The sequence below is a fragment of the Arthrobacter sp. ATA002 genome (assembly GCF_026898095.1).
Classification (GTDB): domain Bacteria; phylum Actinomycetota; class Actinomycetes; order Actinomycetales; family Micrococcaceae; genus Arthrobacter_B.
Window position 1 is genome coordinate 1 of the sequence record NZ_CP114015.1, and the last position, 17,840, is coordinate 17,840.

At 62.2% G+C, this 17,840-nt stretch carries 8 protein-coding genes, 3 rRNA genes, 1 other RNA gene and 2 pseudogenes; 10 read left to right on the forward strand and 4 right to left on the reverse strand.

Going from position 1 to position 17,840, the window contains the following annotated elements:
• Positions 1–68: 68 nt before the first annotated feature.
• From rrf to OL239_RS00015, 3 genes are all read right to left on the reverse strand, one after another.
• Positions 69–184 (reverse strand): 5S ribosomal RNA (gene rrf, locus OL239_RS00005).
• Positions 185–496: 312 nt separating this feature from the next.
• Positions 497–3,663 (reverse strand): 23S ribosomal RNA (locus OL239_RS00010).
• Between the two features lie 518 nt (positions 3,664–4,181).
• A 16S ribosomal RNA gene (locus tag OL239_RS00015) occupies positions 4,182–5,711 on the reverse strand.
• The 16S, 23S and 5S rRNA genes sit together here, the layout of an rRNA operon.
• Before the next feature lie 741 nt (positions 5,712–6,452).
• Between OL239_RS00015 and OL239_RS00020 the strand changes: the two genes are divergently transcribed.
• The 7 genes and pseudogenes from OL239_RS00020 (at position 6,453) to OL239_RS00050 (ending at position 13,736) form a co-directional block, all read left to right on the forward strand.
• Positions 6,453–7,175 (forward strand): serine hydrolase domain-containing protein, encoded by a 723-nt coding sequence (locus OL239_RS00020; RefSeq protein ID WP_268910225.1) that lies wholly within the window; start codon positions 6,453–6,455, stop codon positions 7,173–7,175.
• A complete protein-coding gene (locus OL239_RS00025) occupies positions 7,109–7,525 on the forward strand; it encodes a serine hydrolase (protein ID WP_268911618.1) in 417 nt (138 codons plus the stop codon). The genes OL239_RS00020 and OL239_RS00025 overlap by 67 nt, the downstream gene beginning before the upstream one ends.
• Before the next feature lie 36 nt (positions 7,526–7,561).
• Complete coding sequence (locus OL239_RS00030; RefSeq protein ID WP_268910226.1) at positions 7,562–8,209, forward strand: GNAT family N-acetyltransferase; 648 nt, start codon at positions 7,562–7,564, stop codon at positions 8,207–8,209.
• Between the two features lie 7 nt (positions 8,210–8,216).
• Positions 8,217–8,312: signal recognition particle sRNA small type (gene ffs / locus OL239_RS00035), an RNA gene on the forward strand.
• A gap of 33 nt (positions 8,313–8,345) precedes the next feature.
• Positions 8,346–9,915, forward strand: a pseudogene (locus OL239_RS19880) (DNA polymerase III subunit gamma and tau); the annotation flags it as partial.
• A gap of 1,709 nt (positions 9,916–11,624) precedes the next feature.
• Positions 11,625–12,221, forward strand: a complete 597-nt coding sequence (gene recR, locus OL239_RS00045) for a recombination mediator RecR (RefSeq protein WP_268910227.1) — start codon at positions 11,625–11,627, stop codon at positions 12,219–12,221.
• 229 nt (positions 12,222–12,450) lie between these two features.
• Positions 12,451–13,736: pseudogene (locus OL239_RS00050) on the forward strand (aspartate kinase).
• Between the two features lie 41 nt (positions 13,737–13,777).
• On the opposite strand, the gene OL239_RS00055 reads toward OL239_RS00050, so the two are convergent.
• Positions 13,778–13,993 carry a hypothetical protein gene (locus OL239_RS00055; protein ID WP_268910228.1) on the reverse strand — a complete coding sequence of 72 codons (216 nt, stop codon included), beginning with the start codon at positions 13,991–13,993 and terminating at the stop codon, positions 13,778–13,780.
• An 88-nt stretch (positions 13,994–14,081) separates the two neighbouring features.
• On the opposite strand from OL239_RS00055, the gene OL239_RS00060 reads away from it, so the two are divergent.
• The 3 genes from OL239_RS00060 to OL239_RS00070 all read left to right on the forward strand — a co-directional run bounded on the left by OL239_RS00060 (position 14,082) and on the right by OL239_RS00070 (position 17,787).
• Entirely contained in the window at positions 14,082–14,537 is a 456-nt protein-coding gene (locus OL239_RS00060) for a MarR family winged helix-turn-helix transcriptional regulator (RefSeq protein WP_268910229.1), read from the forward strand.
• A gap of 319 nt (positions 14,538–14,856) precedes the next feature.
• Entirely contained in the window at positions 14,857–16,740 is a 1,884-nt protein-coding gene (locus tag OL239_RS00065) for a BCCT family transporter (RefSeq protein ID WP_442864266.1), read from the forward strand.
• A gap of 54 nt (positions 16,741–16,794) precedes the next feature.
• Positions 16,795–17,787: a 3-methyladenine DNA glycosylase gene (locus OL239_RS00070; RefSeq protein WP_268910231.1), complete on the forward strand. Its 993-nt coding sequence runs from the start codon at positions 16,795–16,797 to the stop codon at positions 17,785–17,787.
• Positions 17,788–17,840: the final 53 nt, after the last annotated feature.

A 17,840-nucleotide genomic window follows, 5' to 3' on the forward strand; every position in this document is an offset into this window, starting at 1 on the left:
GTAAGGCCCCGCAACCATGCGGGGCCCTACTCTCTGAACAACCGGTCAATGTTTCAACCGTAAATATTGTCCGGCGGTGACCTACTCTCCCACACCCTCCCGGATGCAGTACCATCGGCGCTGTGGGTCTTAGCTTCCGGGTTCGGAATGGGACCGGGCGTTTCCCCACGCTATGACCGCCGTAACCCTTCCACCCACACCACCCCGGCAAACAAACCCCGGGGCGAGGGGAAAACAATGGTCACAACAAGAAACACACACCCCCGGCAACCAGGAAACCCCAGCCACCTCAGCGCGTATTCCCCATAGGTGAATACAACAATAATAATTCTAAACCATCACACCGCCGGTAAAGACAGTCTGATGACCTGTTCACGGGTGACAAACCACACGGGTTTGTTATCCGGGAACCACATAGTGGACGCAAGCAGCACATGATCTAACATGATCCTTCTCTGGCCGGAACGTTTGAAGTCGTTTCCCGCCCAGATCATGGTGTGGTGTAAGTTATCGGCCTATTAGTACCGGTCAGCTTCACGGGTCTTTAGTCCCCGCTTCCACATCCGGCCTATCAACCCAGTGGTCTGGCTGGGGGCCTCTCACACACAAGGTGTATGGAAATCTCATCTCGAAGCGGGCTTCCCGCTTAGATGCTTTCAGCGGTTATCCCATCCGAACGTAGCTAATCAGCGGTGCACTTGGCAGTACAGCTGACACACCAGAGGTTCGTCCGTCCCGGTCCTCTCGTACTAAGGACAGCCCTTCTCAAATTTCCTGCGCGCGCAGCGGATAGGGACCGAACTGTCTCACGACGTTCTAAACCCAGCTCGCGTACCGCTTTAATGGGCGAACAGCCCAACCCTTGGGACCTACTCCAGCCCCAGGATGCGACGAGCCGACATCGAGGTGCCAAACCATGCCGTCGATATGGACTCTTGGGCAAGATCAGCCTGTTATCCCCGAGGTACCTTTTATCCGTTGAGCGACGGCCATTCCACAATGTACCGCCGGATCACTAGTCCCGACTTTCGTCCCTGCTCGAGATGTCTCTCTCACAGTCAAGCTCCCTTGTGCACTTACACTCGCCACCTGATTGCCAACCAGGCTGAGGGAACCTTTGGGCGCCTCCGTTACTCTTTAGGAGGCAACCGCCCCAGTTCAACTACCCATCAGGCACTGTCCCTGACCCGGATTACGGGCCGAAGTTAGATATCCAGTATGACCAGAGTGGTATTTCAACGATGACTCCGCCCGAACTGGCGTCCGGGCCTCACAGTCTCCCACCTATCCTACACAAGCCACACCGAATATCAATACCAAACTATAGTAAAGGTCTCGGGGTCTTTCCGTCCTGCTGCGCGTAACGAGCATCTTTACTCGTACTGCAATTTCGCCGAGTTTATGGTTGAGACAGCGGGGGAAGTCGTTACTCCATTCGTGCAGGTCGGAACTTACCCGACAAGGAATTTCGCTACCTTAGGATGGTTATAGTTACCACCGCCGTTTACTGGGGCTTAAATTCCCAGCTTCGCCCACGAGGGGCTAACCGGTCCTCTTAACCTTCCAGCACCGGGCAGGAGTCAGTCCGTATACATCGTCTTGCGACTTCGCACGGACCTGTGTTTTTAGTAAACAGTCGCTTCCCCCTGGTCTCTGCGGCCCCGATCCCCTCCGGACAGCAATGTGTCCATCAAGGTTGGGGCCCCCCTTCTCCCGAAGTTACGGGGGCATTTTGCCGAGTTCCTTAACCATAATTCTCTCGATCGCCTTAGTATTCTCTACCTGATCACCTGTGTCGGTTTGGGGTACGGGCGGCTAAAACCTCGCGCCGATGCTTTTCTAGGCAGCATAGGATCACCGGATTCCCCCTGAGGGGGTCCCGTCAGATCTCAGGATCGTCATCAAAGACACAGCAACGGATTTACCTATCGCTGACCCTACATCCTTAGACCAGGACAACCATCGCCCGGCCCGGCTACCTTCCTGCGTCACACCTGTTAATACGCTTACCTCCGGGATCAGGTCCCGCGCTCCACCAAAAACCATGTCGCCACAAGGGCTAACGGTCAGGTATCGGGCGGTTAGTGTCCCCCGTTCAGTATGGGCGGTTCTTCGCCGGTACGGGAATATCAACCCGTTGTCCATCGACTACGCCTGTCGGCCTCGCCTTAGGTCCCGACTTACCCAGGGCAGATTAGCTTGACCCTGGAACCCTTGATCATTCGGCGGACGGGTTTCTCACCCGTCTTTCGCTACTCATGCCTGCATTCTCACTCGTGTAGGCTCCACCGCTGGTTTACACCGCGACTTCACTGCCCTCACGACGCTCCCCTACCCATCCAAACGCTTGAACGAAAATGGATAAAACCATCCGCTTGGCTAATATTTGAATGCCACAACTTCGGCGGTGTACTTGAGCCCCGCTACATTGTCGGCGCGGAATCACTTGACCAGTGAGCTATTACGCACTCTTTCAAGGATGGCTGCTTCTAAGCCAACCTCCTGGTTGTCTGAGCAACTCCACATCCTTTCCCACTTAGCACACGCTTAGGGGCCTTAGTTGGTGGTCTGGGCTGTTTCCCTCTCGACTATGAAGCTTATCCCCACAGTCTCACTGCTGCGCTCTGACTTACCGGCATTCGGAGTTTGGCTGACGTCAGTAACCTTGTAGGGCCCATTAGCCATCCAGTAGCTCTACCTCCGGTAAGAAACACGCAACGCTGCACCTAAATGCATTTCGGGGAGAACCAGCTATCACGGAGTTTGATTGGCCTTTCACCCCTACCCACAGCTCATCCCCTCCATTTTCAACTGAAGTGGGTTCGGTCCTCCACGCGCTCTTACACGCGCTTCAACCTGGCCATGGGTAGATCACTCCGCTTCGGGTCTAGATCACGCCACTGCAACGCCCTGTTCAGACTCGCTTTCGCTACGGCTTCCCCCACGGGTTAACCTCGCGACGTAACACTAACTCGCAGGCTCATTCTTCAAAAGGCACGCTGTCACAACCACAACACCCCAAAAGGATGCTGCCCTGCTCCAACGGATTGTAGGCACACGGTTTCAGGTACTGTTTCACTCCCCTCCCGGGGTACTTTTCACCTTTCCCTCACGGTACTTGTCCGCTATCGGTCATCAGGGAGTATTTAGGCTTACCAGGTGGTCCTGGCAGATTCGCACGGGATTTCTCGGGCCCCGTGCTGCTTGGGATCCTCTCCAAGCGGCAGCATACATTCCGGTTACGGGGCTAACACCCTCTACGGCCCGGCTTTCAAACCGGTTCACCTATGCACCTGCACTCACTTCACCAATCCGGCAGAACTGGTACGGAAAGTCCCGCAACCCCAGTGATGCAACGCCCGCCGGCTATCACACACCACTGGTTTAGCCTCTTCCGCGTTCGCTCGCCACTACTAACGGAATCACTGTTGTTTTCTCTTCCTGTGGGTACTGAGATGTTTCACTTCCCCACGTTCCCTCCACGCACCCTATGTGTTCAGATGCGGGTCACCCGGTCACTCGCGCGCCGGGCGGGGTTTCCCCATTCGGACATCCTGGGATCACCGCTCGGTTATCAACTCCCCCAGGCTTATCGCAGATTCCTACGTCCTTCTTCGGCTCCTGATGCCAAGGCATCCACCGTGTGCCCTTAAAACTTGACCACAAAGATCAATAAATATTATCGCTATCGAGAAAACCATGATCTCACCAGGCACCACCCCAAAGGATGACCCCTGGATCCACCAGGTTTATCTGAAATTGCACTAATAATTTTAAGATGCTCGCGTCCACTATGTAGTTCTCAAACAACAACCCCGTCACACCCCGCCACCACCACGGATACACCGTGGACAGTCTTGGACCTGCGCAGGAACAACCGGAAACAACACGAAAACCCGTGTCCCCTCCAACCAAACATGCAGTTGTCAGTTCTTCGGTCCTGTTATTTCAGGACCCAACAGTGTGCCAAACGGTAAAACCCGGTACTTGAAGACACCGGCAGCGCTTTCCAGTTCCCGGAAGGGAACGTACTCCTGCTGCCGGGCCCAACGCCGGGCACCTGCTCATTGATATTCCACCCTTGAGCACCCACCGGAAAACGAATGTTTCCGACATGGGCATCTCCTGCAAAGCACACATCCAACACTGTGGAAGGATCCGGGCTTTGAGGTGCTCCTTAGAAAGGAGGTGATCCAGCCGCACCTTCCGGTACGGCTACCTTGTTACGACTTAGTCCCAATCGCCGGTCCCACCTTCGACGGCTCCCTCCCCGCAAGGGGGTTAGGCCACCGGCTTCGGGTGTTACCAACTTTCGTGACTTGACGGGCGGTGTGTACAAGGCCCGGGAACGTATTCACCGCAGCGTTGCTGATCTGCGATTACTAGCGACTCCAACTTCATGAGGTCGAGTTGCAGACCTCAATCCGAACTGAGACCGGCTTTTTGGGATTAGCTCCACCTCACAGTATCGCAACCCTTTGTACCGGCCATTGTAGCATGCGTGAAGCCCAAGACATAAGGGGCATGATGATTTGACGTCGTCCCCACCTTCCTCCGAGTTGACCCCGGCAGTCTCCTATGAGTCCCCGGCATAACCCGCTGGCAACATAGAACGAGGGTTGCGCTCGTTGCGGGACTTAACCCAACATCTCACGACACGAGCTGACGACAACCATGCACCACCTGTAAACCGGCCACAAGTGGGGGACCTGTTTCCAGGTCTTTCCGGTTCATGTCAAGCCTTGGTAAGGTTCTTCGCGTTGCATCGAATTAATCCGCATGCTCCGCCGCTTGTGCGGGCCCCCGTCAATTCCTTTGAGTTTTAGCCTTGCGGCCGTACTCCCCAGGCGGGGCACTTAATGCGTTAGCTGCGGCGCGGAAAACGTGGAATGTCCCCCACACCTAGTGCCCAACGTTTACGGCATGGACTACCAGGGTATCTAATCCTGTTCGCTCCCCATGCTTTCGCTCCTCAGCGTCAGTTACAGCCCAGAGACCTGCCTTCGCCATCGGTGTTCCTCCTGATATCTGCGCATTTCACCGCTACACCAGGAATTCCAGTCTCCCCTACTGCACTCTAGTCTGCCCGTACCCACTGCAGACCCGGGGTTGAGCCCGGGCTTTCACAGCAGACGCGACAAACCGCCTACGAGCTCTTTACGCCCAATAATTCCGGATAACGCTTGCGCCCTACGTATTACCGCGGCTGCTGGCACGTAGTTAGCCGGCGCTTCTTCTGCAGGTACCGTCACTTTCGCTTCTTCCCTGCTGAAAGAGGTTTACAACCCGAAGGCCTTCATCCCTCACGCGGCGTCGCTGCATCAGGCTTTCGCCCATTGTGCAATATTCCCCACTGCTGCCTCCCGTAGGAGTCTGGGCCGTGTCTCAGTCCCAGTGTGGCCGGTCACCCTCTCAGGCCGGCTACCCGTCGTCGCCTTGGTGGGCCATTACCCCAACCAACAAGCTGATAGGCCGCGAGTCCATCCAAAACCGCATCAAGCTTTCCACTCCCATGACATGCGTCAGGAAGTCGTATCCGGTATTAGACCCGGTTTCCCAGGCTTATCCCGAAGTTAAGGGCAGGTTACTCACGTGTTACTCACCCGTTCGCCACTAATCATTTTGTGCAAGCACAAAAGTCATCGTTCGACTTGCATGTGTTAAGCACGCCGCCAGCGTTCATCCTGAGCCAGGATCAAACTCTCCGTAAATGTGTTACAGACACAGGGCCGGAGCCAAGGAAAATTGGCTGCACAGTCCTGCACTAAATTCGAAACCAGCTAAAAAGCTGCTCCCAGCCCACGGGGTGGGCGGAAACAGCCAGTTCAACCAATCAAAATAATTGGTATCAATAAACTTGGCACACTATTGAGTTCTCAAACAACAGATGCATGCGAAATACTCGGAGAAACAATCCGTGAAGCGGACGTGTATTTTCTTTTTCTCTTCGCTGCAGTGTTTCTTTATTCTATTTCATCCGGACCGTTTTTGGCAATTCGGGATAATTCCCGAAGACTGCTTTCCTTGATCCGGACGGACCCGCACGAAAATCCCCGGCTTTCCGCTCCGCTGCCCGTGGGCGCGGGATGGATCACCAGGATGTTTTTGGTGGGGTTGGCCGCCATGCTCAGGATGTTTTCCAACTCCCGGCCGCGGCGACTTAGAAGACTCTACACGGGGTGGCCGGGCGGTGCAAATCGGCATTCAGAGCCGGCTCCCGGGCCCGTAGGGGACCCACACCGGGCCCACACCGGGCCCGAAAAATGGGCGCGGCAAACGGCGTCGTTCCCGTTCCCCGTTCCCCGTTCCCCGTTCCCCGTTCCCCGTTCCCCGAGAATCTCATCCCTGCGGCGGAGCTGCCTGCGTTCGCCCTTTGGCAGGCTTACTGAGCATGTCGGGGACCTGCCGCGGCGGAAAGGAACGGACCGGTGGCTGACTCGCACCTTTACTCTTTGCTGGCGGACGTCGTCGATGCGGGGATTTACGGAGTGAACGTTTCCGTCCGGACACCCGACAGGAACGTCGAGCATTTCGCGGCCGGGGTTGCGGACGCCGAAACCAGAAGGCCTATGGCGCCGAACAGCTACCTCCGGATTGCAAGCGTGACCAAGTTGTTTACCGCGACCGCTGTTCTCCAGCTGGTAATAGCCGGCCGGCTTGGCCTCGAAACACCTGCAGCGCAGTTTCTGCCCGCAGAGTTCACTGCAGCCTTAGACGGTGTCAGCATCCGGCAGCTACTGAACCACACGAGCGGTCTCAGCGAGCCGGAACTTCTCCTCTTCCCCTCCATCCGCAGGGGTTCACTGGAATCGGTGATCCACCATGCCGGCAGGACACTCGAGCCGCTGGCGCTTGCCCGGCTGGGCCTCGAAAACCCGCCGCTGTTCCCGCCCGGCAACCAGTACTGGTACTCCAACACGAACTATCACCTCCTTGGCCTGGTCCTTGAGTCCGTAACCGGACGCACGGCCTATGACGTCATCGCCTCGGAAGTGCTCGCACCGGCCGGTCTGGCGTCGACATATTTTCCCCGGGGAAAGCCCGCCTGCCCAATCCATCGAGTGCCGGATATGACAGCCTGTACCAGCTGGAAGATCCCGCCGCGGAAATCACCGCATACGACCTGTCCTTCCTCTATACGGCAGGAGCTCTGGTCTCCACTCCCGGCGACCTAAACCGCTTCATGGCCGCCCTGCTCGGCGGGCGGCTGCTGTCGCCGGAGGCGCTTGGCCAGATGACCACAATGCTCCCGGTCGGTGAGGGGGTCGAGGTGGGTCTGGGGCTGCAGCGGACGATACTGGAAACTGGAACGTATCTGGCGTCCGAAGGAACCTTTTTCGGCAGCCAAACGGTGGTGATGGCAACTCCCGACGGAACCGGCAGCTGGGTCATGGGCCTGAACACCACGAAGTATCAGGAACTGGGTCCCGACGGCTGGCCCCTGCCCCATCCGGCCGATGCCGCTGTTACCGCGCTCGGACGACACCTTAGCGGGAAGATAGCCACCAACTACCTCGCCCGGTGAACGGCATCCGGTAGCGGAACGACGAAAGGAAACACCATGGCTGCGGCACCGGGGATTCCGCGGGCTCCGCGGGGAACGCCCCTCGAGCTTCCCATCCTGCGCGGCTCCCGGGTAACACTGCGCGCCTTCACAGCCGCCGACGTCGTACTTATACAGTCGGCCTCGCAGGATCCGCTGATACCGCTGATCACCTCAGTCGCCGCCACGGCCGGACAGCCCGAGGCACTGGCCTTCATTGAACGCCAGCATCAGCGGCTGCGCAGCGGAGCAGGCTGGTCCTTCGCCGTCGCCGATGCGGCCACCAACACCGCCGTCGGGCAAATCGGGCTCTGGCCGGGCCAATCCTCGCGCCGCACCGGCAACCCCAACACGATTGGCTACTGGATCGGCCCCGAACACCGGAAACGGGGATACGCGGGTGCGGCACTGGAGCTGCTGACCGAGTGGGGCCTGGCTTCTGCGCAGCTGCCCCGGATCGATCTGTATATAGAGCCATGGAATGAGGGCTCCTGGCGCACCGCCGAGCGGGCCGGCTACACCCGGGACCGACTGCTGCCCTCCTGGCAGAAGATCGGCACCCAGTGGAAGGACATGTACCGCTATATCAAGGTCCCGCCCGCCGGCTCCCGGCCGCTCAAAGCCGCTGAAACCGGCCCCAGCAAAAGCACTCCAAAAATCGGGTAGACTGGTTCGTGGCCCCTCATGTGGTGTCATCCTGTGAACTCCCCCAGGACCGGAAGGTAGCAAGGGTAAGCGGGCTCTGGCAGGTGCATGAGGGGTCTTTAATTTTTTCAGGACCAACCGGTTTTCCCCGCCCCAGATGCCGGGATGCGAACCGTCAGTGCCAACCGATAGGGTTCTATCTGTGAGTACAGCCCTTTACCGCCGCTACCGTCCCGAGAGCTTCGCGGACGTGATCGGGCAGGAGCACGTCACGGAGCCGCTGATGGCGGCCCTCTCCAAAAACCGCGTGAATCACGCCTATCTCTTCTCCGGGCCCCGCGGCTGCGGCAAAACCACATCCGCCCGCATTTTGGCCCGCTGCCTGAACTGCGCCGAGGGCCCGACGCCGGTCCCGTGCGGCAAGTGCGACAGCTGCGTTGAACTGGCCCGCAACGGCTCCGGAAGCCTCGACGTCATCGAAATTGACGCGGCCAGCCACGGTGGCGTGGACGATGCCCGCGACCTGCGTGAACGGGCCACCTTCGCCCCGGTTCGCGACCGCTACAAAATCTTCATCATTGACGAAGCCCACATGGTGACATCCGCCGGCTTCAACGCGCTGCTCAAGATCGTCGAAGAGCCGCCGGAGCACATCAAGTTCATCTTCGCCACCACCGAGCCGGACAAGGTGATCGGCACCATCCGGTCCCGCACCCACCACTATCCGTTCCGGTTGGTTCCCCGGAACCGCTGCTGGCGTACCTGGACCGGCTCTGTGCGCAGGAAAACGTTCCGGTGGCGCCCGGAGTCCTGTCCCTGGTGATCCGCGCCGGCGGCGGCTCGGTCCGGGATTCGCTGTCCGTGCTGGACCAGCTGATGGCCGGGGCCGGCGAGTCGGGTCTGGACTATGAGCTGGCCGTCAACCTTTTGGGCTACACCCCCATCTCACTGCTCGACGACGTCGTCGACGCCTTTGCAGCCGGCGATTCCGCCACCGTTTTCCGCGCCGTCGACCGCGTCATCCAAACCGGCCAGGACCCCCGGCGCTTCGTCGAGGACCTGCTGGAACGCTTCCGCGACCTGATCATCGTGCACGCGATGCCGGACAGCGCAGCCGCCGTGCTGCGGGGCATGCCCGAAGACCAGATCAGCCGGATGAGCACCCAGGCAACCCAGCTGGGCGGCGCCGAGCTCTCCCGCGCCGCCGACATCACCAACACGGCGCTGACGGAAATGACCGGCGCCACCTCCCGCGGCTGCACCTGGAACTGCTCTGCGCCCGCATCCTGCTGCCCGCGGCCGACCAAACCGAACGCGGCACAGCAGCGCGCGTGGACCGAATTGAACGGCGCCTGAGCTATGCCGGCGACAGCACCGAGGCCGTGGGCCGCGCGGCTGCCGCATCCTCGCCCGTTGAGTCCATTCCCGCAGCCCGCCCGACGACGGCGCCGGAGACGCCCGCCGTGGTGGCCGACGCGCCGGCTGACGTGCCGTCGGAACGGACTGCACCCGCCGTTGCGGAGACCCCGGCTGCGGCCGCCGTCCAGGACAGCTCCCCGTTGGACTGGGGCGGCACCTGGGCCACGGCTCCCGAACCGCAGGCACCGGCACCGGCACCGACCAACGGTTCCGCTGCTGCTACCACTCAGGACCAGGCACCGGCTACCGCGGGACGCCCCGCAGCCAATGCTTCCCCGGCCGGACAAGGCTGGCCCGCCGCCAACCCGGACGACCGCACGGCCGTTGCAGCGGAACCCCAGAACCAGGGACATGCTGGCTCCGGACCGTCCGACCAACCTGCTGCCGGCCAGTGGGGCCAGCAGGCCTCATCTGCTCCTGCTCCCGCACAGGGTGCAGGGTCCGGGGCTGCTCCAGCCCCGGCGGCTGCTGCCGGCGGAGGACAGGTCGAAATGATCCGTCGCGCCTGGCCTGAGATCATGGATGCCCTGACCGGAATCCGGCGTGCCACCTGGCTCAACGTGAGCAAGAACGCCAGCCCGAAGTCGTTCGACGGGCGAATCCTGGAGCTGGCGTTCAGCAACCAGGGCGCCGCCACCAACTTCAACCGTCCCGACCATCTGGAGAACCTCCGCAAGGCGGTCAGCCAGGTCCTCGGTGTCGACTGCCAGGTCAATGTGGTGCACGACAGTTCCGCGGCAGCGGGTGAGTCGGGCCCAAAAGCAGGTAGCCGGCTAACCCCGGCGCCGGCTTCCGCTCAGGTCCAGGCTCCGTCCCAGCACCAGTCCGCACCCGCACCCGCACCCCAGCAGCAGCCTGCGCGCGCACCCCAGCACCAGTTCGCGCCCGAACCCCAGCAGCCTGCGCGGCAGCAGCAACCTGCACCCGCAACGGCCCAGCCGGCCACGCCGTCCGTTCCCGAGCGGTCCGCGCCCCAGCAGTCCGCGCCACCAGCGTCAGCGCCGTCGGTTCCTGCCGCCGCTGCACCCTCTCCGGCTCCCGCAACTGCGCCGGCTCCGGCTCCCGCAGCTCCTGCTGCCCCCGAAGCACATGGTGCTTCGCCTGTGGTTTCAGGACCGGCAGCAGCCGCGGCACTGAACCGGCGGCGCAGCCAAAGTCCCCAGCCCGCGACACGTCAGCCGTCAGCACCGAGCCCCACCGGCCGGAGCCGCGGGGCAGCACCGGTCGGCGGACCGCTGCCCGAAGACTGGCAGCAGGAACCGCCCGAGGATCCTTATGCCGGCGGTCCGGAAAGCAACGCCTGGGAACAGGCCGAACCGCCGGCGGACGTTTATTCGGCCGGACACCTTTCAGACACCGAGTGGGCAGCAACCAACTGGGCCGGCACCGGCTCGTCTCCGGCACGCAACGGCGGCAACGGCGACAGCGGTGAGAGCGGCAACCAGGGCAGCTCCGGTCAGGGCAGCGCCGGCTACCGGACGGCAGCGGGTCCCGCAGGACCCGGAGCACCCCGAGCACCCGGAGCCGCGGCTTCGCCTCAGGTGGTGCCGCAACCGCAGCAGAATCAGCCATCGACGGCGCCCTCCGGGCAGGCGTCCGCGCCGGCGGCGCCCTCCGGGCAGGCGTCCGCGCCGTCGTCCGCATCAGGGTCCGCGCCGTCGTCGCTGTCAGGGTCTACGCCCGCGTCCGCACCGACATCGTCCGCTCCCCCGGCGGCCGGCAACGGCAACCGTCCGCTGAGCCGCTACCAAAAACTGCTCAATGAAGCCGCCCAGCGCGGCGGCCCGGCAAACCCGTCAAGCGGACGCGGCAACGTAAACTTAATCGAAGACATCCCCAGCGCCGACGACATCAGGCTTGAAGATTCAGGACTGGTGGGACGAAAAGCCATTGAACGGATCCTGGGCGGCCGGCTAATTGAGGAACGCAGCCTCGACGGCCGCTGACCCGGGCCGCCCGGTGCATCCGGCCGCCACAGCGCAGACACAGCGCACATCTATCCAGCAGAGAAGGTCACGTGTACGAAGGCGCCGTTCAGGAACTCATTGACGAGCTCGGCAGGCTTCCGGGCATCGGCCCCAAGTCTGCCCAGCGCATTGCCTTTCACATCCTGGAAGCTGACCCGGACGATATGCGGAAACTGGCGTCCTCCATTGTCACGGTGAAGGACAAGGTCAAGTTCTGCAGTATCTGCGGCAACGTCACGGAGCAGGAAACGTGCGCCATCTGCCGCGATACGCGCCGGGACCCGACCATGATTTGTGTGGTCGAGGAGTCCAAGGACGTGATTGCGGTGGAACGCACCCGGTCCTTCCGCGGCCGCTACCACGTGCTGGGCGGAGCCATTAATCCCATTGCCGGGATCGGCCCGGACCAGCTGCGCATCCGGGAGCTGCTAAGCCGGCTCTCCGACGAGCAAATCTCCGAAATCATCATTGCCACCGATCCGAACCTCGAGGGCGAAGCCACCGCCACATACCTCTCGCGGATGCTGAAGACCCTGGGCATCAGCGTCACCCGCCTGGCGTCCGGGCTGCCCGTCGGCGGAGACCTGGAATACGCCGACGAAATCACCCTGGGCCGCGCCTTCGAGGGCCGCCGCAGCATGTCCTAGCCAACCGGCTTCCCGGCATGGGAGCAGCCCCGGCGGATCCGTGAACGTGACATTAGGTGCATATGTCCCTTCTATTTCGGCCCGTTCAGACCGCAGGGATAGACTTTTGCTGATCGGCCGCAGCATTTGCGGCCCGGCTTCCCGGGGGCTCCCGGGGAAGAGACCAGATGCACCGCGCCGAGGACGTCGCCGGGCAGCAAACCGGAAGTGATGCAGAGAGCGTGGACGCATGAGCCTGATAGTGCAGAAATTCGGCGGTTCCTCCGTATCGGACGCCGAAGGCATCAAGCGCGTCGCCAAGCGGGTCGTGGACACCCACGCCGCCGGTAACGAGGTGGTGGTGGTGGTGTCCGCCATGGGCGATTCCACCGACGAACTGCTGGACCTGGCCGGACAGATCACCACCGGCGGCAATGCCCGCGAAATGGACATGCTCCTGAGCGCCGGCGAACGCATTTCGATGGCGCTGCTGGCCATGGCCATCAATGAACGCGGCGGGTCCGCGCAGTCCTTCACCGGCAGCCAGGCCGGCATGATCACCGACGCCATTCACGGCAAGGCACGCATCATCGACGTATCGCCGCACCGGATCAAGACAGCCATCGAAAAGGGCGACGTCGCCATCGTCGCCGGGTTCCAGGGCATGAGCCAGGAAAGCCACGACATCACCACCCTGGGCCGCGGCGGATCGGACACCACCGCCGTCGCCCTCGCCGCCGCCCTGGGCGCCGACGTCTGCGAGATTTACACGGATGTGGACGGCATTTACACCGCCGATCCGCGCGTCGCGCCGTCAGCGCAGAAGATCGACACGATTTCCAGCGAGGAAATGCTGGAAATGGCCGCCTCGGGCGCCAAAATCCTGCATCTGCGCTGCGTGGAGTACGCCCGCCGCTTCGGCGTCCCGCTGCATGTGCGGTCCTCCTTCAGCCAGCATGAGGGAACCTGGGTGCTGCCCAGCCCCGATGACAAGATCAAGATTCAAGAGGAGAACCCTTGGAACAGCCCATCATTTCCGGCGTTGCGCACGACCGTTCCGAAGCCAAGGTCACGGTAATCGGCGTTCCCGACATTCCCGGCAAGGCCGCGGAGATCTTCGGCATCGTGGCCGGCGCCAACTCCAACATCGACATGATCGTCCAAAACGTGTCCACCCAGGGCTCGGGAAAGACCGACATTTCCTTCACGCTGCCGATCATTGACGGCAAGGACGCCATCGACGCCCTCAACGCCGCCAAGGCGGAGGTGGGCTTCGACAGCATCGACTACGACGAGCAGATCGGCAAGCTCTCCCTGATCGGCGCCGGCATGCGCTCCAACCCGGGCGTTTCGCACCGCTTCTTTGAAGCGCTGCACCACGCCGGCGTAAACATCGACATGATCTCCACGTCGGAAATCCGCATCTCGGTCGTCACCGACGCCGCGCTGCTGGATACGGCAGTGCGTGCCGTCCACGCAGCGTTCGGGCTCGACGGCGACGCCGAGGCCACCGTGTACGGCGGCACCGGCCGCTAAGGCTCTGCGGGCGCCCGCCGGCGGGGTTCCGGCTGGCGAGGTTACTCCGGCTTGCGCGAAACGATGTAACTGCTGCCGTCGGCGCGCGTGACGGTTTCCCACAGCGCCTTTTCCTGCGCCTGCTGCTCCTTGAGCAGCTGCTGGTTTTCGTCGGTCATGGGATGGTCCAGGGAACTGGTCTGTGCCGGACCGAAAATCATCCGGACCCTCCCGGTGGTCCGCATGAACTTCGAGGTAAAGCTCTCTTTGTTCTCCATGTCCTGCACCTTTCCGCGACATCTTCCGCCTGCAGCCCATAGTACGCTAACCATTAGTGCACTAATGGTTTTACGAAGGGATAAGGACATGAGCCGGGCCGATGAGGACCTCCTGCTGGAACATCAGCTGTGCTTTGCCCTCTCTGTAGCCTCCCGAAGCGTCGTCGGCGCCTATAAGCCGGTGCTGGAGCAACTGGGTCTGACCCATCCGCAGTATCTGGTCATGCTTGCCCTTTGGGAGCAGAGCCCGCGCCGGGTCCGCGATCTCAGCGACACCCTCCTGATGGAGCCTGCCACCCTCTCCCCCATGCTGAAGCGGCTCGAGGCAGCAGGCCTGGTGACCCGAAACCGGGCACCCGGCGATGACCGCGCCCTCGCCGTCGAACTCACCGAGGCCGGCCGGGCCCTCCGCTCCCGGGCCCTGGCGGTGCCCGGAACCATGATGGACCGTCTGGGCCTTGACCGCACCGAAGTGGAGGAGCTCAACAGCATCATGCGCCGCCTGATTTCCGCCGCACAATCCGCCCCTGGAACCGAGCGGTAACAGCAGGAAGGCGGGTTTCAAAATGCCCGAAACTTTGTCCTGAAAATGGCAACGGACTGATAACAATTGCGTGTGCTATGGCAGCCCCGGATTCTCCGCTTTATGGAAAAGCAGGTGGAATTGCCTCCGAACCGCGACTATCCTCCCTAAGGTCCTGTTTACCCAAGGGCACCCACAGCGCCCCGAGGAGAAGAGTTACGTGGCAACGCGTCCAGCACACCAGCAGCCGGAATCAGGCGGCAGTACCCCGTCACGGAAACCCACGGCCCGGGAGCGTGCTGCCAAGGTCCTGCGCCGCGAAACGCAGTATCCGCACGACATGCATCCGGGGCTGGTCCCCGGCATCGGCGTTGATGAGCAACGGGTGCGCTACGGCACCGACCGCCTGGTCTTCGGCGTTGCAGCCGTCCTGATCCTTGGTTTTGTGGGCTGGGGCGTCTTCTCCACCGAAAGCCTCAAGACTGTCTCGGATGTGGCCCTGGCCTGGGTGGTGGAAAACACCGGCTGGTTCTTCAGCTCGCTCATCGCGGTGGTGCTCATCTTTATGCTGTTTGTGGGCTTCAGCCGCTTCGGGAAGATCCCCCTGGGGGTGGACGGTGAGAAGCCGGAATACTCCAAGTTTTCCTGGATCGCCATGATGTTCTCGGCAGGGGTGGGCATCGGCCTGTTCTTCTTCGGCCCGTACGAGCCGCTGGCTTTCTATCTCTCCCCGGCGCCGGGAACTGCAGACCCGGAGACAGCCGAGGCGATGCACAAAGCGATGGCGCAGACCTACTTCCATTGGGGCCTGAACGCGTGGGCGATCTACGCGCTCGTCGGTGCAGCGGTGGCCTATGGCACCCATCGCCGCGGCCGGGTGCCGCTGATGAGCTCCATCTTTGCGCCCCTGCTAGGCCGCTCCCGCACCGCCGGACTGGCGGGCCGGGCCATCGACATGTTCGCCATTGTTGCCACCCTGTTCGGCACAGCGGCGTCCCTGGGCATCGGCGCACTGCAGATCGGGCGCGGAGTCGAGATCGTCTCCGGCATCGGCAAACTGCCCAACGCAGCATTGATCGGCATCATCGCCATCCTGACTGCTGCCTTCATTGCCTCCGCCGTCTCCGGCGTCAGCCGCGGGATCCGCTGGCTTTCCAGTATCAACATGTCTCTGGCGCTGGCGCTGGTCATCTTTGTGTTCCTCGCCGGGCCCACCCTGTTCCTGCTGAACCTCATTCCTTCCTCCGTGAGCGAATACTTCTCCGATCTCCTGCAGATGATGGGCAAGGGTCCGTCATGGGGCGAGGACGCCGCGGCGTTCTCCGCCTCGTGGACCGTCTTCTACTGGGCCTGGTGGATCTCCTGGTCGCCCTTCGTGGGCATGTTCCTGGCGCGCATCTCCCGCGGCCGCACGCTACGCGAGTATGTCCAGTACGTCCTGGTGGTGCCTACCCTGGTCTCTATCGTCTTTTTCGGGATCTTCGGCGGCACCGCCATCTGGATGCGCACGCAGGGCCAGCCCGGCATCGACATTGACACCTCTCCGCAGGATCTCTTCTTCCAGGTCCTGGACGGGCTGCCGCTCAGCGGGATCACGACGTTCCTGGCGATGTTCTGCGTCGCGATTTTCTTCATCACATCGGCGGACTCCGCATCAGTGGTGATGGGCACACTCTCCCAGCGCGGCAAGCCGGTACCGGACCGCAAGGTCATCACCTTCTGGGGCCTGGCCATGATGGGCATCGCTGTGGTGATGCTGCTGGTTGGCGGGAACAGTGCCCTCGAAGGGCTGCAGAACCTGATCACCGTCTCCGCCCTGCCCTTCGCCGTGATCCTGTTGCTGATGATGGTGGCATTCGTACGCGATCTGTCGACCGATCCGTTGACCATCCGGAGCGAGTACGCAGCCCACGCGCTGGAAAACGCGGTGCGGGCAGGTATTGACGAGCACGGGGACAACTTCGCCATCACCATCGAAAAGACGCCCGACGGCGAGGGTGCGGGCGCCGGTTTCGATTCTTATGACGCCACTGTCACAGACTGGTACCAGCGCACCGACGAGGAAGGCCGCCCGGTGGACTACAACTACGAATCCGGCGAGTACGCCGACGGCTGGACCGCTGAAGATGCCTCCGAGGAACCGGGCACCGGTACCCCGGCCTCCGGCGGCGGGGATCTTGCGGATGAAGGTGAGGCCGGCCGCCGGCCCGCCCCGGCTCGCTAACCCGGGATGGAACGGGGGCGTCGGAAACCGGATCGGACGCGGGATAATGGTGCAGTGACCGATTTCCCCTCCCCCGCCGTCGTCTCCTCCGTCCTCACCGAGGATCAATGGCTGCCGCTGGCCCGGAAACACCGCGAACGCGTGCAGCCGTTCGTGGACGGTTTCCTGGACCGCCGCTCCGCGGGACGCAAGCATCCGGTGGAGGACTTCCTCTTTACCTACTACTCCCAGAAGCCCGGCCAGCTGCTGCGCTGGCACCCCGGTGCCGGCGTCGTCCTCACCGGCCCGGCGGCGGCGGAGCGGGCCGGCTGGAAGTTTTACCGCTCCCTGACCGGCGCCGAACTGGCCAGGGAAGGAATCGACGCCGCCATGCCGGCGGTCACCGTGGACCTGGACTCTTTCAGCGCCGCACGGGGCAGCGCCGTCGACTTCACCCGCACCCTGCTCTCGCGGACGGCAGCGCGGAAAGCGTCCCTGGGCTGCTTCGGCATGCACGAGTGGGCCATGGCCTACAAGTCCGAAGTCAACGGTGTCCGGCATGACTACCTGCAGCTGCGACTGGGGGCGGAGGGAACGGACCAGCTCGTGGAGAAGAGCCGGATCCGGTGCACACACATCGATGCCTTCCGCTTTTACACGCCCCAGGCCGTTCCGCTCAATGAGCTCACGCCCACGCGGGAAAACCAGCAGGACCTTGAACAACCGGGATGCCTGCATGCCAACATGGATCTGTACAAGTGGACCTACAAGCTGGCTCCCCTGCTGCCAAGCGACTTGGTGATGGACTGCTTTGAGTTGTCCTGGCGGATCCGCGTCATGGACATGCGGGCCTCCCCCTATGACCTGCAGGACTGGGGGTACACCCCGATCCCGGTGGAAACGCCCGCCGGGCGGGGAACCTACGTTGCCGCCCAGCGCGGTTTCAGCGAGGAATCCCAGCTGCTGCGGGCCCGTATCCTTGACCTGCTGGAACCCCTTCAGGAGCAGCTATGCAACTCGAACCCACCGGCCGCGTCGCGCGCACCGGACCGCAGTCCTACGACCTGACCGTTCCCCGGAACTTCACCGCACCGCCGTCGGCGCTTTGGCGCAGCTTCACG

Bases quoted from the DNA above. Each gene is read 5' to 3' on its own strand.
- OL239_RS00030 (WP_268910226.1), top strand. From the start codon at position 7,562: ATGGCTGCGGCACCGGGGATTCCGCGGGCTCCGCGGGGAACGCCCCTC.
- OL239_RS00055 (WP_268910228.1), bottom strand. From the start codon at position 13,993: ATGGAGAACAAAGAGAGCTTTACCTCGAAGTTCATGCGGACCACCGGG.
- OL239_RS00060 (WP_268910229.1), top strand. From the start codon at position 14,082: ATGAGCCGGGCCGATGAGGACCTCCTGCTGGAACATCAGCTGTGCTTT.
- OL239_RS00065 (WP_442864266.1), top strand. From the start codon at position 14,857: ATGCATCCGGGGCTGGTCCCCGGCATCGGCGTTGATGAGCAACGGGTG.